22 protein-coding genes and 1 tRNA gene are annotated in these 25,449 nt (G+C 68.0%); 7 read left to right on the top strand and 16 right to left on the bottom strand.

Annotated elements, in window-relative coordinates; all coding sequences use genetic code 11:
• The first annotated feature begins 243 nt into the window (after positions 1-243).
• Complete coding sequence (locus RT688_RS20045; RefSeq protein WP_313706601.1) at positions 244-759, top strand: hypothetical protein; 516 nt, start codon at positions 244-246, stop codon at positions 757-759.
• A gap of 9 nt (positions 760-768) precedes the next feature.
• Here RT688_RS20045 and RT688_RS20050 read toward each other — a convergent pair whose 3' ends face one another.
• Complete coding sequence (locus RT688_RS20050; protein WP_313706602.1) at positions 769-1,878, bottom strand: FUSC family protein; 1,110 nt, start codon at positions 1,876-1,878, stop codon at positions 769-771.
• Positions 1,879-2,020: 142 nt separating this feature from the next.
• Here RT688_RS20050 and RT688_RS20055 point away from each other — a divergent pair.
• From RT688_RS20055 to RT688_RS20065, 3 genes are all read left to right on the top strand, one after another.
• Positions 2,021-2,096, top strand: a tRNA-Lys gene (locus RT688_RS20055).
• Positions 2,097-2,186: 90 nt separating this feature from the next.
• Positions 2,187-2,780: a YigZ family protein gene (locus RT688_RS20060; protein WP_313706603.1), complete on the top strand. Its 594-nt coding sequence runs from the start codon at positions 2,187-2,189 to the stop codon at positions 2,778-2,780.
• Positions 2,781-2,944: 164 nt separating this feature from the next.
• Positions 2,945-4,117, top strand: a complete 1,173-nt coding sequence (locus RT688_RS20065) for an MFS transporter (RefSeq protein WP_313706604.1) — start codon at positions 2,945-2,947, stop codon at positions 4,115-4,117.
• Here RT688_RS20065 and RT688_RS20070 read toward each other — a convergent pair.
• Both RT688_RS20070 and RT688_RS20075 read right to left on the bottom strand, forming a co-directional pair.
• Positions 4,093-5,043 carry a choice-of-anchor A family protein gene (locus RT688_RS20070; RefSeq protein ID WP_313706605.1) on the bottom strand — a complete coding sequence of 317 codons (951 nt, stop codon included), beginning with the start codon at positions 5,041-5,043 and terminating at the stop codon, positions 4,093-4,095. The genes RT688_RS20065 and RT688_RS20070 overlap by 25 nt on opposite strands.
• A gap of 105 nt (positions 5,044-5,148) precedes the next feature.
• The gene (locus RT688_RS20075; protein ID WP_313706606.1) at positions 5,149-5,712 is read right to left on the bottom strand and encodes a cysteine hydrolase family protein; all 564 of its coding nucleotides are present in this window, start codon (positions 5,710-5,712) and stop codon (positions 5,149-5,151) included.
• A gap of 107 nt (positions 5,713-5,819) precedes the next feature.
• On the opposite strand from RT688_RS20075, the gene RT688_RS20080 reads away from it, so the two are divergent.
• A complete protein-coding gene (locus RT688_RS20080; protein ID WP_313706607.1) occupies positions 5,820-6,752 on the top strand; it encodes a LysR family transcriptional regulator in 933 nt (310 codons plus the stop codon).
• Positions 6,753-6,801: 49 nt separating this feature from the next.
• On the opposite strand, the gene RT688_RS20085 is transcribed toward RT688_RS20080, so the two are convergent.
• The 10 genes from RT688_RS20085 to RT688_RS20130 form a co-directional block, all read right to left on the bottom strand.
• Positions 6,802-7,494 carry a slipin family protein gene (locus tag RT688_RS20085; protein ID WP_409521958.1) on the bottom strand — a complete coding sequence of 231 codons (693 nt, stop codon included), beginning with the start codon at positions 7,492-7,494 and terminating at the stop codon, positions 6,802-6,804.
• A gap of 79 nt (positions 7,495-7,573) precedes the next feature.
• The gene (locus RT688_RS20090) at positions 7,574-9,016 is read right to left on the bottom strand and encodes a nodulation protein NfeD (RefSeq protein WP_313706609.1); all 1,443 of its coding nucleotides are present in this window, start codon (positions 9,014-9,016) and stop codon (positions 7,574-7,576) included.
• 99 nt (positions 9,017-9,115) lie between these two features.
• Positions 9,116-9,949 carry an HDOD domain-containing protein gene (locus RT688_RS20095; protein ID WP_313706610.1) on the bottom strand — a complete coding sequence of 278 codons (834 nt, stop codon included), beginning with the start codon at positions 9,947-9,949 and terminating at the stop codon, positions 9,116-9,118.
• A 187-nt stretch (positions 9,950-10,136) separates the two neighbouring features.
• The gene (locus tag RT688_RS20100; protein WP_313706611.1) at positions 10,137-11,372 is read right to left on the bottom strand and encodes a BON domain-containing protein; all 1,236 of its coding nucleotides are present in this window, start codon (positions 11,370-11,372) and stop codon (positions 10,137-10,139) included.
• Between the two features lie 145 nt (positions 11,373-11,517).
• Positions 11,518-12,204, bottom strand: a complete 687-nt coding sequence (locus RT688_RS20105; RefSeq protein ID WP_313706612.1) for a hypothetical protein — start codon at positions 12,202-12,204, stop codon at positions 11,518-11,520.
• Positions 12,205-12,289: 85 nt separating this feature from the next.
• Complete coding sequence (locus RT688_RS20110) at positions 12,290-13,918, bottom strand: methyl-accepting chemotaxis protein (protein WP_313706613.1); 1,629 nt, start codon at positions 13,916-13,918, stop codon at positions 12,290-12,292.
• 181 nt (positions 13,919-14,099) lie between these two features.
• On the bottom strand, positions 14,100-15,833 hold the full coding sequence (locus tag RT688_RS20115) for a dipeptidyl-peptidase 3 family protein (protein ID WP_313706614.1): 1,734 nt from the start codon (positions 15,831-15,833) through the stop codon (positions 14,100-14,102).
• A 272-nt stretch (positions 15,834-16,105) separates the two neighbouring features.
• Positions 16,106-17,578: an efflux transporter outer membrane subunit gene (locus tag RT688_RS20120; RefSeq protein ID WP_313706615.1), complete on the bottom strand. Its 1,473-nt coding sequence runs from the start codon at positions 17,576-17,578 to the stop codon at positions 16,106-16,108.
• Positions 17,579-17,603: 25 nt separating this feature from the next.
• Positions 17,604-19,208, bottom strand: a complete 1,605-nt coding sequence (locus tag RT688_RS20125) for a DHA2 family efflux MFS transporter permease subunit (protein ID WP_313706616.1) — start codon at positions 19,206-19,208, stop codon at positions 17,604-17,606.
• 31 nt (positions 19,209-19,239) lie between these two features.
• A complete protein-coding gene (locus RT688_RS20130) occupies positions 19,240-20,391 on the bottom strand; it encodes an HlyD family secretion protein (RefSeq protein WP_313706617.1) in 1,152 nt (383 codons plus the stop codon).
• A 113-nt stretch (positions 20,392-20,504) separates the two neighbouring features.
• Between RT688_RS20130 and RT688_RS20135 the strand changes: the two genes are divergently transcribed.
• On the top strand, positions 20,505-21,161 hold the full coding sequence (locus tag RT688_RS20135) for a TetR/AcrR family transcriptional regulator (protein WP_313706618.1): 657 nt from the start codon (positions 20,505-20,507) through the stop codon (positions 21,159-21,161).
• Positions 21,162-21,292: 131 nt separating this feature from the next.
• The gene (locus RT688_RS20140; protein ID WP_313706619.1) at positions 21,293-21,475 is read left to right on the top strand and encodes a hypothetical protein; all 183 of its coding nucleotides are present in this window, start codon (positions 21,293-21,295) and stop codon (positions 21,473-21,475) included.
• 85 nt (positions 21,476-21,560) lie between these two features.
• Here the strand turns inward: RT688_RS20140 and RT688_RS20145 are convergent, their stop codons facing one another.
• The 3 genes from RT688_RS20145 to RT688_RS20155 all read right to left on the bottom strand — a co-directional run bounded on the left by RT688_RS20145 (position 21,561) and on the right by RT688_RS20155 (position 25,282).
• On the bottom strand, positions 21,561-23,636 hold the full coding sequence (locus tag RT688_RS20145) for an EAL domain-containing protein (RefSeq protein ID WP_313706620.1): 2,076 nt from the start codon (positions 23,634-23,636) through the stop codon (positions 21,561-21,563).
• Between the two features lie 141 nt (positions 23,637-23,777).
• Positions 23,778-24,173, bottom strand: a complete 396-nt coding sequence (locus tag RT688_RS20150; protein WP_313706621.1) for a GFA family protein — start codon at positions 24,171-24,173, stop codon at positions 23,778-23,780.
• 152 nt (positions 24,174-24,325) lie between these two features.
• Entirely contained in the window at positions 24,326-25,282 is a 957-nt protein-coding gene (locus RT688_RS20155) for an alpha/beta hydrolase-fold protein (RefSeq protein WP_313706622.1), read from the bottom strand.
• Positions 25,283-25,449 lie beyond the last annotated feature (167 nt).

The following is a 25,449-nucleotide window of genomic DNA, read 5'->3' on the forward strand; positions in this document are numbered from 1 at the left end:
CGGCCTACCACGAATACACAGGAAGCCCACGAATTTCGGTTCGTGGGCTTTTTGCGTTTTACTTCCCCCGGATGGGCAGTACAGGTGGGCGAAAGGTACAGCTTGTTCACCGAGCACTCCCGCTTCAGGGATAGGGAAAATCCAGGTAGCCAGCCCTGGGGCGCAGCCAAGACAAACGCACGTGCGCGCCTCGGCCGGGAGGTGATGCTAAAGTGTCTACAAATATGAATATAGGGTTCCCCCGTGAAAGCGCTCCATAAACTCAGCACCGTCGGCTACGTCCTGGCCGCCCTCCTGTTCTTCACCTGCGGCTTCGCGCTCATCGTGCTGGCCGGGATCGAGATCTGGTCCGCCCTGCGGCCCGGCGACGAGCAGTCGGTCCCGGAACGCTTCCAGCTGATCCTCGAATGCGTGGGCCTGCTGACCATCGCCGTCGCCGCGCTCGAACTGGGGCAGACCGTGCTCGAAGAGGAAGTCCAGCGCACCGTGCACACCAGCGCGCCGACCCGGGTGCGGCGCTTCCTGTCGCGTTTCCTGATCGTGGTCGTGGTCTCGCTCGCGGTCGAGTGCCTGATCGGCGTATTCCAGTTCCTGCACACCAAGCCGGAACTGCTGCCGCACGTGGCCTCGATCGGGATCGCGGCGGCCATCCTGCTGGCGGCCTGGGGCCTGTTCATCCGCCAGAACGTCGATGCCGAAAAGCTCGAACCCGAAGCGATGCACGAAGCCCAGGAAGAGGACAAGGAAGTCGAAACTTGAACAGCGCGCTTATTGCGGGCGCGGTCCACGCGTGAAGCGCCGCGGCACCAGGCGCCGCAGCGGCGTCCCGACCGCCTCGCGGAAGCGCGGGCTGTGCAGGCAGATGCCGCCGGCCAGCCCGACCAGACAGCCCAGCACGGTGTCGATGAAGCGCGCGCCGATCAGGGCGCCGGCCGAACCATGACCCAGCACCGCGGCTTCGGCCAGCAGAATGGTCAGCGGCGTGATGAACACCGTCGCCAGCGCATAGTGGCGCACGATGGTCGACTCGATGACGAAGGTGAGCATCATCATCAGCAACGCGATGCTCCAGTATTCCAGCGGCAGCAGCAACAGGCCCCAGGCCAGCAGCAGGCCGACCGCGGTGCCGATCGTGCGCTGCAGCTGGCGGTTCCAGACCGCGCGCAGCGACGCGCCCTGGATCACCGCCAGGCAGCTGACCGGCACCCAGTAGGGCTTTTCCAGCTGCAGCAACTGGGCCAGGGCCAGCGCCAGCCCGACGAAAACGCCGATGACCACCGAATCGAACACCACGAAGTCGAAGGTGGCCGCGGGCAGCGGCGCGATCGGCAGCGGCGCGCGCCGGCGCAACATATATAAACTGTAGAAGAAGGCGATCAGGCAGGCCAGCAGGCTGCCGAGGAAGATCAGGCCGACCCGCAAGGGCAAGTCGGCCGGCGGCACCGGCGAATAGGCGCCGATCGAGGCGGCCATGATGAAGAACAGGCTGCCCGGCGGCACCACCCGGTAGAAGCGGCAGACCATCGTCACCAGGATGCTGGCGAAGACCAGCGCGGGAATCATCAGGCCGGGCAGGAAATGGCTCATCACGCCGAGCGCGTAGCAGGCCGTCATGCCGAAGGCGGCCGCCATCACCATCACCATGCGGTGCGACATCGGCGTATTCGGCAGGTAGATGAAGACCAGGCCGCCGAGGGACGCGACCAGCCCGTAATCCATGCGCCCGCTCCAGGCGCCGATCAACAGCGGCAGGCCCGAGGCCAGCGCGGCGGCGAACGGCATCTGCCAGGCGCGGTCGCTGGCCTGGATCGTGGCCAGCCCGCGCAGCTCGTCCTCCAGCAGCGCGCGCAGCCCGGCTCGTTGGGGTGGTCTGGTCATGATGTGGTCATTGTGGCACGGCTGGCGCGCGCGGGACGCACGGCCTCTGCCATCGAAAACGCGGCTGCGCATTGCGTTTTCTCACTACTTTGCAGAAACACTTGGAATTTCGCCAGAGTCTGGCTATAATCTTGCCTTCTTCGGGTCGTTAGCTCAGCTGGTAGAGCAGCGGACTTTTAATCCGTTGGTCGCAGGTTCGAATCCCGCACGGCCTACCAAAGAATTCAAGTTGTAAAGCATCGACAAAAACGCCAACCCAACAGGGTTGGCGTTTTTGTTTCCACTTCCGTTTCATCGTTCGGCAGCCCATGGCCCAGACCATCACCGCCCCCGTCCACCACGAACTGCTCATCAAGAAGAGCCGCTTCATCGCCTGCGTGCAGCCGATGGCCGACCGTGCCGGCGCCCAGCAGGTGGTGGCCGGCCTGCGCGCCCAGCACCCGGGCGCGGCCCACGTCTGCTGGGCCCTGCTGGCGGGCGGCCAGTCGGCCGCGGTCGACGACGGCGAACCGAGCGGCACCGCCGGACGCCCGATGCTCGACGTGCTGCGCCACCAGGACCTGGAAGGCGTGCTGGCCACCGTGGTGCGCTACTTCGGCGGCGTGAAGCTCGGCGCCGGCGGCCTGGTGCGGGCTTACACCGACAGCGTCGCCCAGGCCCTGCTGCATGCCGAGAAGGTCGCGATCGTGCGCAAGACCATCCTGCGCTGCAGCGCGCCCTACCCGCTCGAAGGCCTGGTGCGGCGCGAGATCGACGCCGCCGGCGCCGTCCTGCTGGACGTCGCCCACAGCGACGAGGTCACCTTCGCCTTCAGCCTGCCCGAACAGGCGGCCGGCGCCTTCAGCGCGCGCCTGAACGAAGCCGGCCACGGGCGTATCGCCTGGCTGCGCGAGGATGCGTGAACGGCAGGGCTGAACAGCGCGCCCGTGCCCACATCATCGCATCGCATACCCGTCATCACGACTCGAAAGCTGACTGCGCGTCGGCGAGCCGCTATAGTGGCCGACCACCTACGACCGCATCCGGCGCGTCGCGGGCCATACCGCACCTGTAAAGACACCCTATTTTGATCAAGAAAAGCCTGTTCCCACTGGCCCTGGGCGGATTCGGCATTGGCATGACCGAATTCGTCATGATGGGCATCCTGCCCGACATCGCCACCGGCCTGCACATCAGCATTCCCCAGGCCGGCTACCTGATTTCCGCCTATGCGCTGGGCGTCGTGGTCGGCGCGCCGACCCTGGTCGCGCTGATGGCCGGCCGCCCGCCGCGCAGCGTGCTGATCTGGTTCATGCTGATGTTCGCCGCCTTCAACGCCCTGTCGGCGCTGGCGCCCAACTTCGGCATGATGATGGCCTCGCGCTTCCTGGCCGGCCTGCCGCACGGCGCCTTCTTCGGCGTCGGCGCGGTGGTCGCCAGCCGCCTGGCCGATCCCGGCAAGGTCGCCGCCGCGCTGGCGACCATGTTCACCGGCCTGACCCTGGCCAACGTGCTGGGCGTGCCCTTCGGCACCTGGCTCGGCCACAACCTGAGCTGGCGCCTGGTGTTCCTGATCGTCGCCGCGATCGGCCTGGCCACCGCCTTCAGCCTGAAGCAACTGGTGCCCTTCTTCGAAGCGACGCCGAGCGCCGGCCTGAGGAAGGACCTGAAGATCTTCCGCAAGCCGGCCCTCTGGCTGGCGCTGGGCATCACCTCGATCGGCACCGGCGGCTTCTTCGCCTGGTTCAGCTACATCGCGCCGCTCTTGACCGAGGTCGCGCATTTCGCGCCCGGCCAGATCCCGCTGATCATGACGGTGGTGGGCGTGGGCATGACGGTCGGCGTGACGCTGGGCGGACGCCTGGCCGACCGCTTCGCGCCGCTGAGCGCGGTGGCCCTGCTGCTGGCCAGCATGACGATCCTGCTGCTGCTGAACGGCCTGCTGGCGGGTTCGCAGCCGGCCATGCTGGTGCTGGCCTTCGCCACCGGCGCCAACGCGCTGGCCCTCGGCCCGCCGATCCAGATGCTCCTGATCGGCCACTCGCGCGAAGCCGAGATGCTCGGCTCCTCGCTCGGCCAGTCGGGCTTTAATATCGGCAATGCGCTGGGCGCCTTCCTCGGCGGGATTCCGCTGACGCTGGGTTATTCCTACGCGTCGCCGCAGTGGGTCGCAGCCGGCCTGGCGGTGATCGGCGTCGTCCTGTCGCTGTGGATGCTGTCGGCCGGCGGCCGCGCTCAGGCGGCCCTGCGCGCGCGATAGGCGAAGCCGGCCGCGCACAGGCCGGCCAGCAGCAGCGCCAGCGCGCCCGGTTCGGGCACCTCGGCGTGCCCGCCGCCGCCGCCGCTGCCCGGCGGCAGGTTGAAGCCGGGCACGTCGACCGGCGGGAAATAATGATTCGCATTGACCTGGATCGTCGAATTCCAGGTATCGACGATCACGTTGCCGTTGATGACGCCCCAGTTGGCGTTGACGGTCGCATACGGCGCCAGCACGCTGCCGATCACGCCCTTGACGTTGACGTTCTTCGCCTCATGAAAATTGAACAGCACGTTGTAGGCGCTTAGCGGCTCGAAACTGATGCCGCCCTCGTTGAAGGTGCCGAGGTCGCCGCTGATGTTGAAGATCAGGGTCTGGCCTGCGGTGAGGTTTTCCAGCGTCCAGCTGCTCGACGTGCGGAACATGTCGGAGCTCACGTTGAAGATATCCACGCCGCCGCTGCCGCTGCCGCTGACCTTCACCCCGCTCCACAAGGGAGCGACGGTGCCGGTCGCATCCAGCTCGGCGATCGCCCGCGTCAGCGTCTTGTAGTATTGCTCGGCCGCGGCGAAGTCGACCGGGTTGGTCGGCAAGGCCGTCGGCGTCGCCGCCCATTGCATGCTCGTGGTCCCGCCGACATACACGCCGCCGTGGTTGATCGCGCCGCCGGTCACGCTCAAGTTCCCGCCCGCGACCACCGCGTATTGCCCGAAGGCCGGACGGTTGTTGGCGTTGATCGAATAGCTCGACACCGTCACGTTGCCGCCCGCGACCACCGCGCCTTCGACGTCGCTCGAGGTTGCCGCGAAGTCGCGGATCGCATACAGGTTGGCGCCGCCGATCATGCTGCCCAGGTCGATGACGCCGGCCTGCGCAGTACCACCCAGGCTCAGGGATAGAAGACTCAAGGCAAGCTTGGCGGCGCGCATGGTGAATTCCTGAAAGAAATTTATATTTCCAAATAGTAGCACTCAAAAGTTGCCGTAGATCATCATCCTCAGGAGATTTTTGTCGTACTCCAGCGCGCCGGCGCCTCAAGCCAGCGCCGCCACCACTTCGCGCGTCGACACGACGGTCGCGAATTCGCGGTGCAGGCTGGCCAGCGCAATGTCGTGCATCTGCTCTGCGCCGTAGTGCCGGCCATCCGGCCCGGTGCGCTCGAAGGTGGCGCAGGCATCGCCGACGATATAGGTCTCGAATCCGTAGTTGCCGGCCATGCGCGTGGTCGTGGACACGCAGTGGTCGGTCGTCAGTCCGGCGATGACCAGCGCCGTCACGCCCGCGGCGCGCAGGCGCGCTTCCAGGTCGGTGCCGATGAAGGCGCTGTTCACGTCCTTGTGGAGGACAGGCTCGCCCGCCAGCGGCTGGGCCTGCGGCTTGAAGGCGAAGCCCGGTCCATCGATATGAAACAGGCTGGCCGGGCGCTCGCGGCGGTGCTGGATGTGGAACAGCGGGCGGCCGCGCGCGCGCCAGTGGCCCAGCAGTTCGGCGATGCGCGCTTCCGCATCCGGATTGTTGCGTGCGCCCCAGCTGGGGTCGTTGAAGGCTTGCTGCACGTCGATCAGGATCAGTGCGGTCGTCTCGGGCAAGGTGGTCATGGGGTCCTCGTGAAGTGAATGAAGCCGCCATTCTTCGCCCGCGCCCATCCCGGCTCAACCGAAATACTGGATAATTGCCGGCCTGACATGAACGATTTCGATGACCGATGCGCCTGAGCCAATTGAGGATGTTCGCCGCCGTGGCGGAACACGGCAGCTTCAGCGCCGCCGCGGCCGAGCTGGGCTGCACCCAGTCGCGCATCAGCCATGCCATCGCCGGGCTCGAGCGCGACCTCGACGCGATCCTCCTGCTGCGCTCGCGCGGCGGCTCGATGCCGACCGAAGCCGGCCGCTGCGTGCTCGACGGCGCGCGCGAAATCCTGCGCATCGAAGCCGACCTGTACCGCCGCGCCCACGATACGGAGCCGCTCGCCGGGCGGGTGCGCATCGCGTGTTTCCGCAGCGTCGGCACCCACCTGCTGCCCCACGTGCTGGAAGCGCTGGCGCAACGGCATCCCCGCCTGCACGTCGACATCGACGACAGCTGCGCCGAGCGCCTCGACGTCACCGCCGCGCTGCGCGAGGGACGCGCCGACATCGGCATCGCCCAGCTGCCGCTGGAAGGGGATTTCTCCAGCCTGCCCTACCTGCAGGACGATTACGTGCTGGTGGTGCCCGCCGGGGCGGCCGTGCTCGATGGCGCCGGCTGGCCGGACCTGCGCGCCCTGCCCTTCATCCGCCTCGGCTGCACCGGCGCGGCCGCCATCCTGGAGCGCTGCCGCGCCGCCGGCTTCGCGCCCGAGCCGGCGCGCACGCTGGCCAACGACACCAGCATCGCGGCGCTGGTGGCGCGCGGCATGGGCTTCTCGATCCTGCCGCGCCTGGCCATCTACCCGGAACCGGAAGGTGTGCGCGCCCTGCCGCTGCCGATCCCGGCGCGGCGCCAGTTCGTGATTGCCACCCTGCGCGGCCGCGGCGACAACCCGGCGCGGCGGGCCGTGACGCGGCTGCTGCGCGAACACGCCATCGCCGCGTCCACGCCGGCCTGGCGCGCCGGCGTCGTGCGCTGGGGCCAGGAAGCGGCCGGCCGATCCGGGTAGGCGCCGGCGCGTAGCCGCTTGCGCCCGGCAAGGCCATCGGCAGGAACGGTCAGCGGCCGCTGCGCTCGAACATGGTCGCCATCATCTCTAGCGGCAGCGGAAACACGATCGTCGAGCTCTTGTCGCCGGCAATGGTCGACAGGGTTTGCAGGTAGCGCAGCTGCATCGCCCCCTTCTCGCGCGCCAGCACCTCGGCCGCCTGCATCAGTTTTTCCGAGGCCTGCAGTTCGCCCTCGGCGTGGATCACCTTGGCGCGGCGCTCGCGTTCCGCCTCGGCCTGGCGGGCGATCGCCCGCACCATCGATTCGTCCAGGTCGACGTGCTTGATCTCGACGTTCGCCACCTTGATGCCCCAGGCATCGGTCTGGGCGTCGAGCACCTGCTGGATGTCGATGTTCAGGCGCTCGCGCTCGGCCAGCATGTCGTCGAGCTCGTGCTTGCCCAGCACCGAGCGCAGCGTGGTCTGGGCCAGCTGGCTGGTCGCTTCCAGGTAGTTCGCCACCTGGATGATGGCGCGCTCGGGGTCGATCACGCGAAAGTAGAGCACCGCGTTGACCTTCACCGAGACGTTGTCGCGCGAGATCACGTCCTGCTTCGGCACGTCGAGCACCACGGTGCGCAGGTCGACCCGCACCATTTGCTGCAGCACCGGGATCAACAGGATCAGGCCCGGCCCCTTGACCGCCCAGAAGCGCCCCAGCTGGAACACCACGCCGCGCTCGTACTCGCGCAGGATGCGCACCGACAATGCAAACAGCAGCGCCAGCAGGAATACCAGGAAGGCGGCGCCGAAGCCCAGTTCGAACAGCATGTCGATCTCCTCAATGCCCATTCGCGGGCTTCCTGTCCGGTGCCCGCGCACCGGGCGTTCCGGCGTCAAGCGGCGCGACCAGCAGCACGCGCCCGCGCCGCCCCACCACTTGCACCCGTTGCCCTTGCGCGAGCGGGGTGTCGGTCAGCACACGCCAGGTCTCGCCGCCGACGTTGGCCCAGCCCTCGCGCGCGGCGTCGCCCAGCATCTCGGCCATTTCGCCTTCAAGCCGCGCCGTGACGCCGGGCGCCGGCCGGCGTCGCGTGCGCAGCGCGACCTGGGCGGTGGCGCCGACCAGCAGCGCGGCCGTCACGCCGACCGCGGCGACAAAGCCCAGCGGCATGCCGAAGCCGGGGGCCTCGCTGTCCATCAACAGCAGCGCGCCGATGACGAAGGCGACCACGCCGCCCAGGCCGATGACGCCGAAGCTGGGCAGGAAAGCCTCGGCCACCATGCAGGCCAGCCCGAAGCAGATCAGCGCCAGGCCCGAGTAATTGATCGGCAATAGCTGCATGCCGTACAAGCCGAGCAGCAGGCAGATCGCGCCCATCACGCCGGGCAGCACCGCGCCCGGGCTCATGAACTCGAACAGCAGGCCGTACACGCCGACGGTGAGCAGGATCAGGGCCACGCTCGGGTTGGCGATCACGGCGAGCAGGCGCGTGCGCCAGTCGGGCGCCGCATCGACCACGCCCGCTCCGCCGGCCTGCACCCGCCAATCGGCATTGCGCACGCGCACGACGCGGCCCTCGCTCAGCGCCAGCAACTGCGCGACGTCGCGCGCGACGAGATCGACGACACCGGCGGCGAGCGCGTCGCCGGCCGACAGGCTGCGCGACTGGCGCACCGATTGCTCGGCCCACTCGGCGTTGCGGCCGCGCAGCTGCGCGAGCCCGCGGATATAGGCGGCGGCGTCGTTGATGGCCTTCGCCTCCATGGTCGAGGGCGGCTTGTCCTTGTCGTCACCCTTGTCGTTGCCCGTATTCGGCGGGCCGGGGCCGACGGGGCCGACCTGGACCGGCGTGGCGGCGCCCAGGTTGGTGCCGGGCGCCATCGCCGCGATGTGGCAGGCGTAGAGGATGTAGGTGCCGGCGCTGGCCGCGCGCGCGCCGCTCGGGGCCACGAAACAGGCCACCGGCAGCGGCGCCGCCAGGATGGCGCGGATGATGCTGCGCATGGCGGTATCGAGCCCGCCCGGCGTGTCGAGCTGGAGCACGACGAGGGCGCGCCCCTCGGCGCCGGCGCGCGCGATGCCGCGCTCGACGTAATCGGCATAGGCCGGCCCGATCGGGCCGTCGATCGTCAGCAGCGCCACCGACGGCGTGCGTGCGGATGCCTGCGCGCAGGCCGGGGCCAGCGCCAGCAGGAATACCAGGCAAAGCAGTTGTCGCCATAACGGTTGCAGCCACCTGGGCGTTATCGCCCGAAGATTGGACGCGAAACCGTCGGACACGATGCTTCCGAACACGATGCCTCCGCACGGGACGAACGTCCCTTGCGCTTAGAACTGCTGGCCTCGTCCTTGGTTCCCGCGCCGTGGCCGGGGCTGTCTTCAGACCAGCAGCGGCCCGTCCATCGCCATGCGGGTTTCGGCCGCCTCGCGCCGGATCTCGTCGAGCATTTCCTCGTCGAGCACGAAGTCGAGCGCGCTGTCGCCGTGCGCCGGCGGCTCGGGCGCCGCGCCCAGGGGCGAAGGCACCGGGGCGAACTGGTTGGCCAGCAGCAGGGTATCGAGCAGGGTCGCGGGCGGCATGTTGATCCAGGCGCGCCGCATCTCGCCGATGGCGTCGGCCACCGGGGCCGGCACCGCCAGCTTCCTGAGCACCTCCAGGCCCACCACGTCCTCGCACAGCTCGCCCCACTTCTCGGGATCGTCGTCGAGCAGGCCCGGGAATTCGTCGGCGCGCGAGAGCAGGTAGAAGCCGCCGACCTCGTGGATGATGCCGGCGAACAGGGCCGTGTCCGGATTGACGAAGGTGACGTGGCGCGCCAGCGACTGCGCCAGCGTTGCCACGTGCACCGTGTGCTCCCACAACTGCTCGGCCTTGGCGCGCAGGCCGGGGTCGTTGATGCGGCTGCCGAACTGGCGCACCACCAGGCTTGCGACCAGGGCCTGGAGGCGGCGGTAGCCGATCCGGATCACGGCCGCGCGCACGTTGGTGACGGTCGGTCCGGCGCCGCCGAAAGCGGCCGAATTGGCCAGCGCCACGGTGCGCGCGGCCAGCTGCGGCTCGGCCAGCACCAGGCGGATTGCTTCGTCGAGCGGACAGTCGGGATCGTCGAGCGCCTGCTGCAGGCGCAGCACGGCGTTGACGCTGGTGGGGAAGGTAATTTCACCGCGGGCCGCCTGGGCCACGATGTATCCGAAGGCTTCTAGTTTGTTCACCCGAAAATTATACCCGGCGCGGCGCGCGGCCAGCCGATCGCGCCGCCCATGCGGCCTGAATGAGGGCGTGCGTGGCGCGGCAGCGACGAAAAAGAGCGCGCGGCCATCGAACGACGGCCGCGCGCGCGGGTGAGGTGCGGCGAGGGCGGCCGCAGCGCCTGCCTACCGCCACTGACTACTGCGAGGCTTACTTGACCTTGATGGCGCTCTTCACGCTGGTCACGCCGTCGACTTCCCTGGCCACCTTCACGGCCTTGTCCGCCTCGGCCTTCGACTCGACGAAGCCGCTCAGCATCACCACGCCCTTCTCGGTCTCGACGTGGATCGCCATCGACTTCAGGTCCGGTTCCTTGAAGATGCTGGCCTTCACCTTGGTGGTGATGGCGGTGTCGGAAGCGGCCAGCGCGGTGCCGCGGGTCGCGTCGCGGGTGTTGTCGGCCGCCTTGTCGGTGGCGCGGTCGGTCTTGTCGGCGGCGGTCGACGCCGCCTGGCGGGTCTTGTCGCCGGCGGTGTGCATCGCTTCCTGGGTGTTTTCCCTGGCGCTCGCGGCGGCTTCGCGGGTCTTCTCGCCGGCGTTGTCGAGCGCGCTCTCGGTCTTCTGGGCGATGGTCGCACCGGCCGCGCGCAGGCGCTCGCCGGCGCCGTCCAGGCCGGTCTTCTCGGCCACGGTCGCGGCAGCCTGCTTGGTCTTGTCGACGGCGGTGGCGGCGGCTTCCCTGGTCTTCTCGGCGGCGGTCGAGGCGACGGCGCGGGTCTTGTCGCCGGCGTTCGCCGCCGCGTCCTTCGTATTCTCGGCGGCGCGCTCGGTCGCGTTCTCGGCGCGGCCGGCCAGCGTCGTCACGTTGCCCTTGCTGTCGATCAGGCAGCCGGTGTTCGCGTTGCCGGTGGCCTGCTCGCACTTGGCGACAGCCGCGGCCTTGGCCGGATCCTTGGTGTCGGTGCTGGCGACCAGGCCGGCGCTGCCGCTGGCGCCGGTGGCGCCGGCGCGGGCGTCGGCCCGGGCGTCGGCAACTTCGCGGCCGGCCTTGGCGTCGGCCAGCGCGGCAGTGCGCACCGACTTGGCGTTGTCCATGCAGCTGTCCTTCTCGGCGCCGCTCTTCGCGTCGCACTTGGCCTTGGCGACGTCGTACTCGGCCTCGGCGACCTTGCTGCGCGCCTTGGCCTTGCCTTCGGCGCTGGTGTTGTACTTGGCGACGGCCTGCGCCTCGGTGCGGGCACGGGATGCCTTCGCCTCGGCCATGCAGATGTCCTTGTCGTTGCCGCTCTTGGCGTCGCACTTGGCGGTCGCCGCCTTGTATTCGGAAGCCGCCTTCTGGGTTACGTTGCGGTAGGTCGCCGGATCGTGGTTCAGGGCGGCGGTCGGTGCGGCGGCAAAGCTGGCGCCGGCCGCGGTGGCCAGCAGAGTGGCAAGCAACGTTTTCATGACGGAGTCCCTTGGGTCGGTTGTTGTGTTAACGCCATTAAACGCCGCACCCCTGTATGTATCTGTGCGTCACCGAACACTTGTCGGAAAAACCATATTTTTTGCGGTAGCGCGTGCTGCGCCGCCGGGATGGTCCTGTGCGCCCTCAATCGGCGCGCAGCAGGCCCTCGCGCCACAGCGGCGCCGCATCCTCGAAGGGCGCGCCGGCCGCGCCGAAACGGCCGGCGTCGCGCGCCAGCTCCACCCACAGGCGGGTGTCGTGGCCGCCGCGCGCCACCGGCTGCTCGCGCCGCACGGCCTCGAACCAGGCGTGCACCCGGCCATAGGCCTCGGGGTTGCGGTGCCGCGTCCAGGCCAGGGCGGCCAGGTCGGCATAGGCTTCCTCGCGGCGCGCTTCGCGCATCGCTTTCGAAGCAGCCAGCAATTCGCCGCTGGCAGCGCTTTCCTCGCCGACTTCGACGAAGCCGGCCGGCAACACATTCCAGGCGCCTTGCGCGTGGCGCCAGCAGTGCGCGACCTCGTGCGCCGCCATCGCCTCGATCAGCTCGCCCTGGCGCTCGGCCGGGACGCCGGCCAGCACGCTTTCCGCCTGCGGGTTGCCGCGCAGCGTCAGCACCAGCTTGCAGCGCCCGTCGTCGTAGCCCATGGCCAGCGGCACGTCGTTCGGACGCGCCCGCGGCTGGACGATGATGTCGATCGGGAGATTCAAACTCCGGGAATAGGACAGGACCGGGCCCGCCGCCTGCAGCCAGCGCTGCTCGAGGGCGGTCAGTTCGGCGGACTGGGCGCAGGCGGAAGCAAACAGTGCAGCGGCGGCGAAATACTTGGACATGGAAGAGATCCGGCAGTGATGAAATGCTCTAAGGCAATTCTAGGACCGAGGATATCTTCCCAAACGGAAATATTTTTGTGCGTGTTCAAGCCGACAACACCAACGCCCGGCTTTGCGGCGCCAACGCAACAGCCCGGCCCTGCGCCTGTGTCATTTTGAAGACACTGACCACCTGGGCCAGCGCCGCGGCCTCGTCCTGGAGCGCGCCCGCGGCCGCGCTGGCCTGCTCGACCAGGGCGGCATTCTGGCGCGTCGCCTCGTCCATGCGCCCGATCGCGGCATTGACCTGCTCGATGCCCGCGCTCTGCTCGGCGCTGGCCAGGCTGATCTCGGCCATGATGTCGGTGACCCGCTTCACGCTGGTGACGATCTCGTCCATCGTACTGCCGGCCGCATCGACCAGGCGCGCGCCGGTGTCGACGCGCTCGACCGAACTAGTGATCAGGTCCTTGATCTGGTGCGCGGCCGCGGCCGAGCGCTGCGCCAGGTTGCGCACCTCGCTGGCGACCACCGCGAAGCCGCGGCCCTGCTCGCCCGCGCGCGCCGCTTCCACCGCCGCGTTGAGCGCCAGGATATTCGTCTGGAAGGCGATGCTGTCGATCACGCCGACGATGTCGGCGATCTGCTTCGACGAATCGTTGATCGCGGCCATGGTCTGGACCACCTGCCCGACCACCGCGCCGCCGCGCAGCGCCACGCCGGACGCCGATTCGGCCAGCGCGTTGGCCTGGCGCGCATTGTCGGCATTCTGGCGCACGGTGCCAGTCAGTTCCTCCATCGCGGCGGCGGTCTCCATCAGGGTCCGGGCCTGGCGCTCGGTGCGCCGCGCCAGGTCCTGGTTGCCGGCGGCGATCTCGCTCGAGGCGTCGGCGATGGCCAGGGTGCCGGCGCGCACCTGCGAGACGATGCCGACCAGGCTGTCGCGCATGCCCCGCATTGCATGCAGCAGGCTGGAGCGGTCGCCCGGCGCGGTGTCGACCCGCACGCCCAGTTCGCCGGCGGCGATGCTGCCGGCGATGGCCGCCGCATAGTCCGGCTGGCCGCCGAGCTGGCGCAGCAGGCCGCGGCTGATGATCCAGGCGCCGAGCGCGCCGATCGCCACCGCGACCGCGCACAGCAGCGCCATCCAGGCCAGGAAGCTGCCCGACAGCGCGCGCGCACCTTCGGCCGCGGTCTTGTTCATGGCTTCCTCGAGGTCGATCAGGCGGTTCACGCTGGCCAGCCAGGCCACGAAGGCCGGGCCGGCTTCCCGCGCCAGCAGGGAGCGGGCGCCCTCGAGGTCGCCGGCCAGGCGCAGTGCGCTCACCTGCGCGATCAGGGGCTGGGTCTTGCCTTCCTCTTCCTTGATCGCGGCCAGGGCGGCGCGTTCCTCGGGCAGGATCTCGCCGCGCGCGGCGAACAGCGCGTCGAGCGCCAGCGCGGCCTGCTCGTAGTCGGCGGCCAGGACGCGGATGCGTTCCAGGGCCGGCTGGGCGCCGGCGTTGTCGGAGGCCAGCACCACGTCGCGCAGGGCGATGGCGCGGTCGTGCACGCTGCCGCGGAAGTTGATCGCGTGGCGCTGCTTAACGTTGTTGACGTCGTTGATGTGGTTGAGGGCGGCGTCGATCTGGCCGACGCGGCTGACCGCGAGCGCGGTCAGCACCATCATCAGCGCCAGCACGGCGCCGAAACCGAGCGCAAGGCGTGCGCCGATGGTCAATCTGGAAGAGGACATGTTCTGCTGATGTATTCACGCGGAGAAAACGCTCCGCCCGCGCATGCGACAATTGTTTGCCACATGGAAACAAATGTGAATATAGCAGAAATTATCGAATTTGATTGTCGGCTCGATTGAATTTGGCAAGGAGATAGCGAAAATCCGACGTATTCATCAGATTTCCGCTATCAGCAGCCGTTCAGCGCGTAGCCGGCGCGGTCAGGGCGGCGGCCGTGACGAAGGCCGGGCGGATGTCGTTCGGCACCGCCTTCATCTTGTCCAGGGCCTTCTGCACGTCCGGGCGGATGACGACGTAGCGCGCCATCATCGCCTTGGCGCGCGTGTAGTCGCCGGTCGCCTCGATGGTCAGGAATTCGCGGTCGAGGTCGATCACGGCCTGCTTGATCTTCTTGAAGTCGACCGAGAAGGTGCCGTCGCCGTGCGAGACGAAGGCGCCCTTGTCGAGCAGGTAGTTGACCTGGATCGCCATGCCGCGCGCGTGCGAATCGGTCAGGCCGAAGTGCAGCGTGCGGAAGCACGACGCGAGGAAGGTGTTGTACAGCTTGCGCTCGGCCGCCTCGCCCTGCCCCAGCGTGTCCTTCAGCTGGCCCTTCTCCATCATGTAGGCCAGCGCCCACAGGCCGGTGACGTCGGCCTTCGCTTCCTCGATGGTCGAATAGGTCTCCTTCAGGTCCTGGCGCGGCGTCGATTCCTTGCCGTTGCGGCGCGTCACGTGCGGGCCCAGGCCGTGGGTGATCTCGTGCGCCAGGATGTGGGTGAAGAAGGAATCGAAGTCGAGGTCCTTCTGGTCCTCGGGACGCAGCACCAGCTTCGTGATGGGTTTCAGGGTCGATTCGAACTTCGCTTCCTGGATATTCTTGAGCATCACGCGCTTCGAGCCGCGCTCGCGGATGATGCGCTCGTCGTTCGGCAGGTTGTAGGCGGCGGTCTGCACGCCCATGTTGCCGTCGCCGGCGCCGTAGACCTGGTTCACCACCACCATCGGCGCCATCGCCCCGACCTTCGGATTGCGGTACTGCTTGTCGAGCGGCAGGTTGTCTTCCAGCTCCTGCATGTGCTTGCCGAAGAAGTTCAGCTTCTGCGTTTCCTTCGGATCGCGCACGCTGACGTAGGCCTCGAACGCGGCCTTGTAGCCGAACAGCTCGTCGTTATAGGTCTCGTAGGGCCCGATGGTGATGTCGACCGGGCTGTCGAGGTCCATCCAGGCGAAGTCCGAGGCCAGGTAGTCGTTCGACAGGAAGGCGTCGGCGCGCAGGTTGAGGAATTTCTTCAGCGAGGCGTTGTCGGTGTGGCTGGCCGCCTCGCGCAGCAGCTTCGCCAGCTGCTGCAGTTCGGGCTTGTACTCGTCCGAGTATTTCACGGTGCGGAACTTGCCGTCCGGGCCGCTGCGGATCACGGTGAAGTACCACTGGGCCGCTTCGCGTTCCTTCGCCGGCAGCGAATTCATCCACGCTTCCAGCGTCTCCTTGCGCGCGCCGGCCGGGTAGAAATTGGCGGCGTCGGGCTTGCGTGCGGGGATATTGATGCCAGCGTACTCGGCAGGCATGAAGGAGCGGTTGCCGTCGATGATCGACCAGGGTCCCTTGTTCAGCCAGAAGTAATCCTGGCGCGCCTTGCCCAGCGGCGAACTGTCCTTCTGCAGGGCGGCCCACAGGGCCTCGTTATGGGCCCAGCGCTGGCGCAATTGCAGGGTGTCGACGATCTTCGCCGCTTCGATCAGTTTGACGATCGCGGCGCGGTCGCCGCTGGACAGCTTCGAGGTATCGGCGCGCAGCTCGACCGGCACGAAACGCTTCGCCATGACGTTCAGTTCGGCCACGCTGGCCGGGCCCGGCTTGACGCTGGGGGCGTCGGCGGCGATCACGGCGCCGGCCGCCATGGCCAGCACGATGGGTGCGAGAAGTTGTTTCATGGGTCCCCTGGTTGATTGGCATGCAAGCGGGGAATTGTAATACCGTTAGGGGGCGATTGGGGCGGCGTGGACCGTAGGGTGGGCACCCCGTGCCCACGCGTTACGCACGTTCGATCGCACCGGCGGCGGTGAATCGTCGCCCGCGAAATCCGCAAGGATCAAACACGGTATGCGCGCGTTTCGTCCAATTTCGAATATCGCGAGCGAGGCAGCCCCGCCAGCGGTGCAAGGACGCGGCCGTAACGCGTGGGCACGGGGCGCCCACCCTACGATTATCGAACAGTCGCCAGCGCCGGCGCCTGCGACCAGCCGCCGCCCAGGGCGCGCGCGACGGCCACCGAGGCCAGCAGGCGCTGGGTGCGGATCTGCGCCGCCGCGCGGCTCGCCGCCAGCGCGCTGCGCTGGGCGTCGGTGACGTCCAGGTAGGTCGACACGCCGCGCTCGTAGCGCGCCTGCGCCACCAGCAGCGCGCGGCTTGCCGCTTCCTGCGCCTGGGCCTGCACCTCGCCCTGCTTCTGGCGCTGCTGCACGTCCGACAGCGCGTCTTCCACTTCGCGCAAGGCCGTCAACAGGCGGTTCTCGTGGTTCGCCACCGCCTCGTCGTAGCGCGCCTTCGACAGCGCCAGGTTGGCGCGGTTGCGGCCGCCGTCGAAGATCGGCAGCGACAGCGCCAGCGGCCCGATCGAGAACTGGCGCGCGCTGCCGCCCGCCAGGTCGCGCAGCGATTCCGAGGCATAGCCGAAGTTGCCGGTCAGGGTCAGCGAGGGATAGAACGCGCCCTCGGCCACGCCCACCTGGGCGTTGGCGGCCTTCAGGTTGGCCACGCTCGCGGCCAGGTCCGGGCGCTGGCCCAGCAGGCTGGCCGGCAGGCCGACCGGAATGCTCGGGGGCAGCGGCAGCGCGGGTTTCGCTTGCGGCGCCACCAGCGGCGTGCTCGGCGAGACGCCGACCAGCACCGCCAGCGCGTGCTCGACCTGGTTGCGCTGGCGCTGCACCTCGTGCAGGTCGGCTTCGGCATTCGCCCGCTCGATGCGCGCGCGCGAGACGTCCAGCTCGTTCGACAGGCCGGCGTTGAAGCGCGCCTCGATCAGTTCCTGGGCTTCGCGCCGGGCCGACAAGGCATCCGCGAGGATGGCTTGTTCCGCATCGAGTCCCCGCAGTGTCCAGTAGCTTTGCGCCACCTGGCTCGACAGCATCAGGAGCACGGCGTCGCGGTCGTCCTGGGCCGCCAGCGCCTGGGCGTCGGCCGCCTCCACGATGCGGCGCACGCGGCCCCAGATATCGAGCTCGTAGGACAGCGCGGCGCCGATCGAGAAGTTGTCGCCCTCGATCGAACGGCCGCCGAGCGCCTGGCCCTGCGCGGTCTCGGCCGAGGTGCGCGAGTTCGACACGCCCGCGTTTACCGACAGGTTCGGCATCTGGCCGGCGCGCACCACGCCCAGCTGGGCCTGGGACTGAAGCAGGCGCTGGGCCGCTGCGCGCACACCCGGGCTGCTGCCCAGGGCGCGGTTTTCCAGCTCGTTCAGGGTGGCGTCGTCGAACACGGTCCACCAGCTCGCCGACAGGCGCGCATCGTCCGCCGGCGCTGCGGAAGCGTGGCGGAAAACGGCGCTCTCGACACCTTTCGGGGCCACGAAATCCGGACCGATCGTCGAGCAGCCCGATACCAGCACGGCGGCGGCTATCGCAGTTGTCACGGCAGGCGCCGCACGGCGCGGGAGGTTCTTGGCAAAGGTTTCGAACATCGTTTTTCTCTTCAATCGAATGGGTTCAATGGCCACCGCCGCCGGCGCCGCCGGGGGACTTGACCTTGTCGGCCAGCCAGACCACGGCGACGCAGGAGATCAGGATCAGGCCGATGATCCAGAAGCCGTCGTTGTAGGCCATCACATAGGACTCGCGCCGCACGATGCGGTCCAGCGCGGCAATCGCCTGGTCGGCGGCGGTCGCCGGGTCGATGCCGCGCGAGACGAAGGCCTGGGTCATCTGCTCCAGGCGCTCCTGGGTCGCCGGCGCGTAGCTCGACACCGCTTCGCCGATGCGCGCCGAGTGGAAGTGTTCGCGGTTGGTCAGCGACGACGCCAGCAGCGCGATGCCGACCGAGCCGCCCAGGTTGCGCGTCATGTTGAACAGGCTCGAGGCCGACGGCATGTCCTTCGGCGCGATGCCCTGCATCGCGAAGTTCGACAGGGTCAGCATCACGAAGGGCTGGCCGATGGCGCGGATGATCTGGGTGAGCATCAGCTGGTCGTAGCCGGTGGTCGCGTCCATGTAGGCGTTCATCAGGCAGGAGCCGCCGAACATCAGCAGGCCGAAGCTGCACATGATGCGGTTGTCCACTTTGGAAGACAGGGCGGCCGCGAACGGCATCACGATCAGTTGCGGCAGGCCGACCCAGGCGATCACTTCGCCGATCTGCATCGGGGTATAGCCGGCGATCTGGCCGAGATACAGCGGCAGCAGGTACGACGACCCGTATAAACCCATGCCGATCACCGCCGACAGCGCGGTCGCGACCAGGAAGTTGCGCTGGCCGTAGAGGCGCAGGTTGACGAAGGATTGCTGGCGGATGAAGCTGTTGGCGATCCAGCCGAGGATGCCGACCAGGGCCAGCGCCGCGAAGGTGACGATGAACCGCGACTCGAACCAGTCCTTCGAGTTGCCCTCTTCCAGGAAGATGGTCAGGCAGCCCAGGCCCATGGCCATCAGGAAGATGCCGAGCCAGTCGGCATGGACCAACTGGCCGACCTGCATCTTTTCCTTGTCCAGGCCGTAGACCATGCCGGCGATCAGCAGCACGCCCGGCACCCAGTTGATGTAGAAGATCGACGGCCAGCCGTACAGCTCGGACAGGTAGCCGCCCAGGGTCGGGCCCATCGCCGGCGCGAGCGTCGCGGTCAGGCCGAAGATCGCCATGCCGACCGCGCGCTTGGAGCTCGGCAGGCGCGTCATCACCAGGGTCATCGCCATCGGGATCAGCGCGCCGCCGGTGAAGCCCTGCAGCATGCGGAAGACGATCATGCTTTCCAGGTTCCAGGCCGCGCCGCACAGGGTCGAGAAGACCAGGAACAGCGCGGTGGTGCCGATCATGTAGTTGCGCACCCCGAAGGCGCGCGCGAACAGCGCCGTCATCGGGATCACGACGATCTCGGCGCACAGGTAGGCGGTGGAAATCCAGGAACCCTCTTCCTGGGTCGCCGAGAGCGTGCCCAGGATGTCGCGCAGCGACGAGTTCGTGATCTGGATGTCGAGCACCGCCATGAAGGCGCCGAGCATGCCGGCGGCGACCGCGATCCAGGTGCGCAGGTCGACGCGCGCGCCGGCGGCCGGCGCGCCCGGGAAGGCGGCTGGCGCGGCCTTGGTCGTACTGGTCATGGTGGTCCTTGGCTAGGTGTTGGCTAAGCGCTTACTTCGCCGCGGCCGTACGGGTGGCCTCGGCCTTCTGGCGCAGGTCGATCTCGGCGACCACCGACATGCCCGGCACCAGGCGGCCGGCCAGGCGCTGCTGGTCCTGCTGCGACAGGGTGATCTTGACCGGCACGCGCTGGACGATCTTGGTGAAGTTGCCGGTCGCGTTATCGGCCGGCAGCAGCGCGAACTGGTTGCCCGAGGCCGGCGAGAAGCTGTCCACGCGGCCGACCAGGTGCTCGTCGGGCAGCGCGTCGACCGCCAGCTCGACTTCCTGGCCCGGCTTCAGGCCGGCCAGCTGGGTTTCCTTGAAGTTGGCGGTGACCCAGACCTTGTCCTCGACCACGGCGACCAGTTGCTGGCCCGGCTGCACGCGCGCGCCGACTTCGACGCTGCGGCGGCCGATGCGGCCGTCGACCGGCGCCAGGATGCGGCTGTAGCCGAGCTGCTGCCGGGCGTCCTTCAATTGCGCCTGCAGCACCTTGATCTGGGCGTTCAGCACGTCGCGCGCCGAGGCGGCGGCGGCGATCTGGGCCTTCGCCGCATTGGCGGTATCGCGGCGCGCGGCGACGTCGGCGGTGGCGGCCGCCTTGGCGGCGTTGGCGGCGTCCACCTCGGCCTTCGAGACCGCCTTCATCTGGGTGGTGTACAGCTGGCCGAAGCGCTCGGCGTCCTGGCGCGCGCGCACCAGCAGGGCCTGCGACTGGCCGACCTGGGCGGCGGCGGCCTCGGCCTGGGCGCGCACCTGGGCCACCTGGGCCTCGGCCTGGATCACCTGCTGCTTCGCGCTGGCGATCTGGGCCTCGATCTGCTCGACGCGCACGTGCTGGTCGGCCGGGTCGAGCTCGGCGATCGGGTCGCCGGCCTTGACGTGCTGGTTGTCTTCGACCAGCACGCGGGTGACGACGCCGGCGATGCGCGAGGACACCGGGTGCACGTGGCCGGCGACGTAGGCATTCTCGGTCTCGACGAAGTTATGGCTGCGGTACCACATGCGGCCGCCGGCGACGATCGCGGCCAGCGCGATCAGCGCGACCACGGTCAGCACGCGCTTGTTGGGCGGCGTCTTGCCGGCGGCGGCGGGCGCGGCGGGTGCGGGTGGAACGGCGCCGAGCGGCTTGTGCTCGACCGAAGTCTGCGGTTGGGACATGAAAGCAACTCCGAAAAAGGAATAAGGGTTGTCCTACATTATTCGGCATACTCCCCAGTTCGTCAAGAAATGAAACGATTGCATTTCATTTCTGCGTGCTTTACAGTGATGCCATGAGCAAACCATCGCAAGCAAGTGTTTCCCCCTGCGTACGTAGTGCCGGACGGCCGAAGGCAAGCGACGTCGAAGCCCGCACCCAGGACCTGATCGACGCCGCCGCCGCCCTGTTCCTGGCCAGCGGCTATACCCGCACCAGCCTCGAAGCCATCGCCCGCGCCGCGCGCGTCGCGGTGCGCACCATCTACGTCAAGTTCGGCGGCAAGGCCGGCCTGCTCAATGCCGTGCTGATGTCGCGCCGCGACCAGTTCTTCCGCATGCGCGACATGGACAAGGACCTGCGCCCGCTGCGCGACGTGGTCGGCGACTTCGCCCACCAGTTCTACGACCTGCTGTGCACGGAACAATTGATTGCAATGCAGCGCGTGGTGATCGCCGAGGCGCCGGGCAACCCCGAGCTGGCCGAGACCTTCTACAGCGCCGGTCCGCGCCTGACGCGCGACATGCTCGACCGTTTCTTCGCCCGCCCGGACGTGCGCGCGCAACTGCGCCCCGACCTTCCCTTCGGCCAGTTGTCGGCCATCCTCACCAGCACCATCGCCGGCGACAGCGTGCAGCGCTTCGTGTTTCCGGACGCCCAGCCGGCGCGCGAAGAGGCACATCGCCTGCTCGACGAGCGGCTGGAATTGTTGTTCCGCGGGATATTGAAATAAGGATACTGCTGAGCAAATGTGCGTCAACGCACCGACCTGGTGCGCCCGCTGTGCGAACCTGACCACCTTATCAAGGAGGATGTCATGGATCTCAACAAGAACATCACAGCGTTCAATCGCGGGGAGGCGGCATGAGCAAGACCTCCCGTTACGAATGGCGCGACCAGCAGGCCGCGCTGCACGAGCGCATGAAGGGCTTCCTGCAAAACCCCGGCAACGAACAGCTGGAAGCGGTTGTCGCCGAAATGCGTGCCTATGCCGATGCCGCCAAGGCCGGTCATATCGACATTCCGAAGACCTGGACTGCTTACTGAGCTGATCCGGGCAGTGTGATGACGCGATGCCGCCCGGCGTGAGCCCGGCGGCATTTTTCTTGGGTGGCTCCCGGACACCGCATGCCTAGACGAACAGATGCTCGTACTGCGCCTGGTAATACCACTCGACCAGGTGGTCGGGGCGGATCGGCTTGCTGATGAAAAAACCCTGTCCGAGGTCGCAGCCGATGTTGGCCAGCAGCTTGATGCCGGCCTGGGACTCGATGCCCTCGGCGATGACGGTCATGCCCAGCTTCTTGCCGAGCGCGATGACCGTTTCCGCGATCGCCAGCGAGCGGGCATCGGTGTCGATGTTCAGGATGAAGGACTTGTCGATCTTGAGTTTGTTGATCGGGAACTGCGAGAGGTAGCTCAGGCTGGAGTAGCCGGTGCCGAAATCGTCGAGCGCAATGCTGACGCCGTCGTGCTTCAGGCGCGCGAGCATGTCGGCGGCATCCTCCACGTCGCTCATGATGGCGCTCTCGGTGACCTCGAACTCGATAAAGGTGGGATTGACGCCGCTGCGCTCGATGATGCGCGCCGCCCGCTCGCTGAAGTCCTTTTCCCGGAACTGCACCGCCGAGACGTTCACCGCCATGCGCAGCGGCGGCAGGCCCAGGTTGCGCCACTTTTCGTGCTGCTGGCAGGCTTCCCGGAGCACCCATTCCCCGAGCGGCTTGATCAGGCCGATGCGCTCGGCGGCGGCGATGAAGCGTTCCTGCGCCATGGTCGACGCCTCCATGCCGCGCCAGCGCAGCAGCGCCTCCACGCCCACGAACTTCCTGCTGCGCAGGTCGATGAAAGGCTGGTACACCAGGTCGAAATCGCTTTCCGTGATGCTGTGGCGCAGCCGCTGTTCGAGGTCGAAGGTCTGCCGGGCGTGCAGGTAGATTTCCTGCGTGAAGAACTGGCAGGTATTGCGCCCGGCATTCTTGGCGTGGTACATCGCCGCATCGGCGTGGCGGATCAGGGTATCGAGATCGTCGCCGTCGTTCGGGTAGACGCTGATGCCGATGCTGGGCGAAGTCCGCAAGTCCAGCGCGTCGATCCGGTAGGGCTCGCGCAGGGTATGCAGGAAGGCCGTTGCCATGCGCAGGATGGCATCGTCGGCACGGATGTCGGACAGCACGGCCACGAACTCGTCGCCGCCGAGCCGGCCGACCAGGTCGTTGCCGCGCAGCCCGGATTTCAGGCGCTGCGCCACCTGCTGCAGCATCTTGTCGCCGATCGTGTGGCCATAGGTATCGTTGATCGGCTTGAAGCGGTCGAGGTCGAAGAACAGGATGGCGATCCTGTCGCCATGGCGCCGGGCCGATGCCAGCAGGTGCGTGCCCAGCTCGTAGACCAGGGCCCGGTTCGGCAAGCCGGTGAGCGGATCGTGGCGCGCCGCGTGCAGGATCTTTCTTTCGGCTTCGCGGCGCTCGCTGATGTCGGCGATATAGCTGACCACCAGCCGGCCGGACGGCACCTCGGCGACCGCCAGGCTGGCTTCGGCCGGGAACAGGCTGCCGTTCTTGCGCCTGCACTGCAGTTCCTGCAGCTCGCTGACCGGCCCCAGGGTATCGGCGTTGAAGAGATTGTTCAGGCCCTCCCCCCTGAGCTGGCGCAGGCCATTGACCACCAACACCTCGAACGACTGGCCGATCAGCTCGCCCGGACTGTAATCGAACAGCTCCGCCACGGATTCGCTTGCGAAGCGGATCTTGCCGTCGCTGCCGATGCCGAGCACGGCGGTCGGCGACGCGCCGAGCAAGGCATGCAAGGTATGTTCCCGCTCCTGCGAGGTGAGCAGGAAAGCCTGCGCCCGCTTCTCGGCACGCTCGAGTACGGCGGCCATGGCGCAGATGAACAGGCAGACAGTGACGAACACGACCATCGCGCCCATGTCCTGCGGCCGGCTGATGGTGAAGGTGAATTCGGGCGCCACCAGCAGGGGCGCCAGCAGCAGCGACACGCTTGACGCAAACAGCGCCGGCCGCCATCCGCCCAGGATGGCGCTGGCCATGACGGGAAGGTAGAACAGGCCGAAAGGCGTGCGCTCCGCAAGGAAGCGGCGCCCCTGGTATTGCAGGAAGGCGCAGGCGAGCACGAGCAGGAAGGTGACGGCAAAAGGATGCCTGGTCCTGATGCCGGGTCCCGGGAATACCTTGTTGAGAAACATGCCGCCGCTCCTGGCTCGACACCTTTCCCGACGCCAACGGGTACGCCGGGCAAAGGACAACGGCACTAGCTTACGCTGCTGGCATAAATTTGCCAGGCAAGCGTGTGCGGCATCCGGCCCCTGGATGCCTGGAGCCAGCGTTCAAGGGATGTGCTCGGCCTCGGGAGGCGGCACGACCCAGCGGTGCATGCGCTCCTCGTAGACGGAAACAGTCGGAGAAGGAAAGCCGGGATCGGCAAAGGCGCCGACCGGGATCGCGAGCCACTCCTCCTGCCCCTCGGCCTCGTAGTAGACCGTGGCCCCGCATTGCGGGCAGAAGTGGAAGGTGGCGCGCGTGCCCTCGTCTCCCACGCGCGTGTACCGCTTCGACTGCCCGGCAATCGTCACGTTCTGGCGCGGAAACCTGGCCTGCTGCCCGAACACGCTGCCGGTGCGGCGCTGGCAGGCCAGGCAGTGACAGATCGAGACGCGCACGGGGTCGCCGCTGACGCGCGCCGCCAGCTGGCCGCAGCTGCAAGATGCAAGTCGGGTCGACATGTTTCCTCCTGCCGGTCGAGGTTCTGGTCTCGGTTGATCTCCTGCCCTACATCATGCCGCAATACAGCAAGTTGAACATCCGGATGCACGGGCGCGTCATCAGGCCGGCGACACTTGCCGGAGCGGACGCCAGGGAATCGCCTGCGGCCGGTTCAAGGACGCGGGCGGTTTCCACCGAGCAGGAACACCAGCGGCGCCTCCAGCCGCGCCGCCCACGCCTTCTCGTTGTGGTCGTCCTCCGGATACACCTTGCTGAGGTAGTTTGCGTCCGTGTAGCCGCGATCGCGCGCGATCTGGTCGACGAAGACCTGGTAGGGGCCGTACAGCGCGTCGAGGCCGACGCCGCCGTGGTCCTGGTACAGCTTGTGCCCCTGCGGCGCCGGCAGCTTGCGGTTCAGGTAGTTGAAGGCCGCCAGCGGCAGCGCGGCGTTCGGCTTGCCGATGCCGGGCCAGTGGGTCGACAGGCCGGCCGCGCCGCCGAACACCTGCGGGTATTCGCTCATCGCGTAGACCGAGATCAGGCCGCCCATGCTCGAGCCCATGACGAAGGTGCCGGCGGCGTCCCGGCGCGTGGCATACCTGGCGTCGACGAAGGGCTTCAGCTCCTGCACCAGGAAGCGCAGGTAGTCGTCCGCCTTCGGCGCGCTCTTCAGGCTTTCGCGCTGGAAGGCCGCGCGCGCCTCGGGCGCCATCTCGTCCAGGAACTTCTGCGGGAAATACTCGAAGTAACGGTTCTGCTCGATGTTGAAGACGGCGACGACGATGGTGTCGTCAACCTTCCCTTCGCGCATCAGGCGCGCCAGCGTGTCCTGCACGCCCCAGGCGGTCCCGTTCCAGGTGGTCCTGGCGTCGAACAGCATCTGGCCATCGTGCATGTAGAGCACCTGGAAGCGCTTGCCGGCGCGCGCCTTCTCGGCATAGCCGTCCGGCAGCCAGACCTCCACCGGGCGCGGCTCGATGAACGCCGAGGGCGGCAGCGCCAGGCGCTCGAGCTTGCCGACGGCGACCTGCGCCATGGCCGGGGCGGCGGCGGGTGGCGCGGCCAGCGCCGGCAGCGTAGCGGACAGGACGATGGACAGGCAGAGGCAGGCTGGTGCGAACGGCTTCACGGGGGCTCCGGCAAGAAGATGGATGAACGATACGGATCAGCCGGCATTATGCCGGACAAGGCCCTGCCCGGCCCTCGGAGGCGGCGCTGACCCGACTTTGTCCCGCATCTTGCATTGTTCGCCCGCGTCCGGCGCCATCCCGGGACATGCGGGCCCAGCCAATGATT

Origin of the sequence: Massilia sp., assembly GCF_032106685.1 — a bacterium.
GTDB lineage: Bacteria > Pseudomonadota > Gammaproteobacteria > Burkholderiales > Burkholderiaceae_D > Telluria.

Coding starts and splice junctions, on each gene's coding strand:
- RT688_RS20050 (WP_313706602.1), bottom strand. CDS start 1,878: ATGACCAGACCACCCCAACGAGCCGGGCTGCGCGCGCTGCTGGAGGAC.
- RT688_RS20060 (WP_313706603.1), top strand. CDS start 2,187: ATGGCCCAGACCATCACCGCCCCCGTCCACCACGAACTGCTCATCAAG.
- RT688_RS20070 (WP_313706605.1), bottom strand. CDS start 5,043: ATGCGCGCCGCCAAGCTTGCCTTGAGTCTTCTATCCCTGAGCCTGGGT.
- RT688_RS20075 (WP_313706606.1), bottom strand. CDS start 5,712: ATGACCACCTTGCCCGAGACGACCGCACTGATCCTGATCGACGTGCAG.
- RT688_RS20080 (WP_313706607.1), top strand. CDS start 5,820: ATGCGCCTGAGCCAATTGAGGATGTTCGCCGCCGTGGCGGAACACGGC.
- RT688_RS20100 (WP_313706611.1), bottom strand. CDS start 11,372: ATGAAAACGTTGCTTGCCACTCTGCTGGCCACCGCGGCCGGCGCCAGC.
- RT688_RS20105 (WP_313706612.1), bottom strand. CDS start 12,204: ATGTCCAAGTATTTCGCCGCCGCTGCACTGTTTGCTTCCGCCTGCGCC.
- RT688_RS20110 (WP_313706613.1), bottom strand. CDS start 13,918: ATGTCCTCTTCCAGATTGACCATCGGCGCACGCCTTGCGCTCGGTTTC.
- RT688_RS20115 (WP_313706614.1), bottom strand. CDS start 15,833: ATGAAACAACTTCTCGCACCCATCGTGCTGGCCATGGCGGCCGGCGCC.
- RT688_RS20120 (WP_313706615.1), bottom strand. CDS start 17,578: ATGTTCGAAACCTTTGCCAAGAACCTCCCGCGCCGTGCGGCGCCTGCC.
- RT688_RS20125 (WP_313706616.1), bottom strand. CDS start 19,208: ATGACCAGTACGACCAAGGCCGCGCCAGCCGCCTTCCCGGGCGCGCCG.
- RT688_RS20130 (WP_313706617.1), bottom strand. CDS start 20,391: ATGTCCCAACCGCAGACTTCGGTCGAGCACAAGCCGCTCGGCGCCGTT.
- RT688_RS20135 (WP_313706618.1), top strand. CDS start 20,505: ATGAGCAAACCATCGCAAGCAAGTGTTTCCCCCTGCGTACGTAGTGCC.
- RT688_RS20140 (WP_313706619.1), top strand. CDS start 21,293: ATGAGCAAGACCTCCCGTTACGAATGGCGCGACCAGCAGGCCGCGCTG.
- RT688_RS20145 (WP_313706620.1), bottom strand. CDS start 23,636: ATGTTTCTCAACAAGGTATTCCCGGGACCCGGCATCAGGACCAGGCAT.
- RT688_RS20150 (WP_313706621.1), bottom strand. CDS start 24,173: ATGTCGACCCGACTTGCATCTTGCAGCTGCGGCCAGCTGGCGGCGCGC.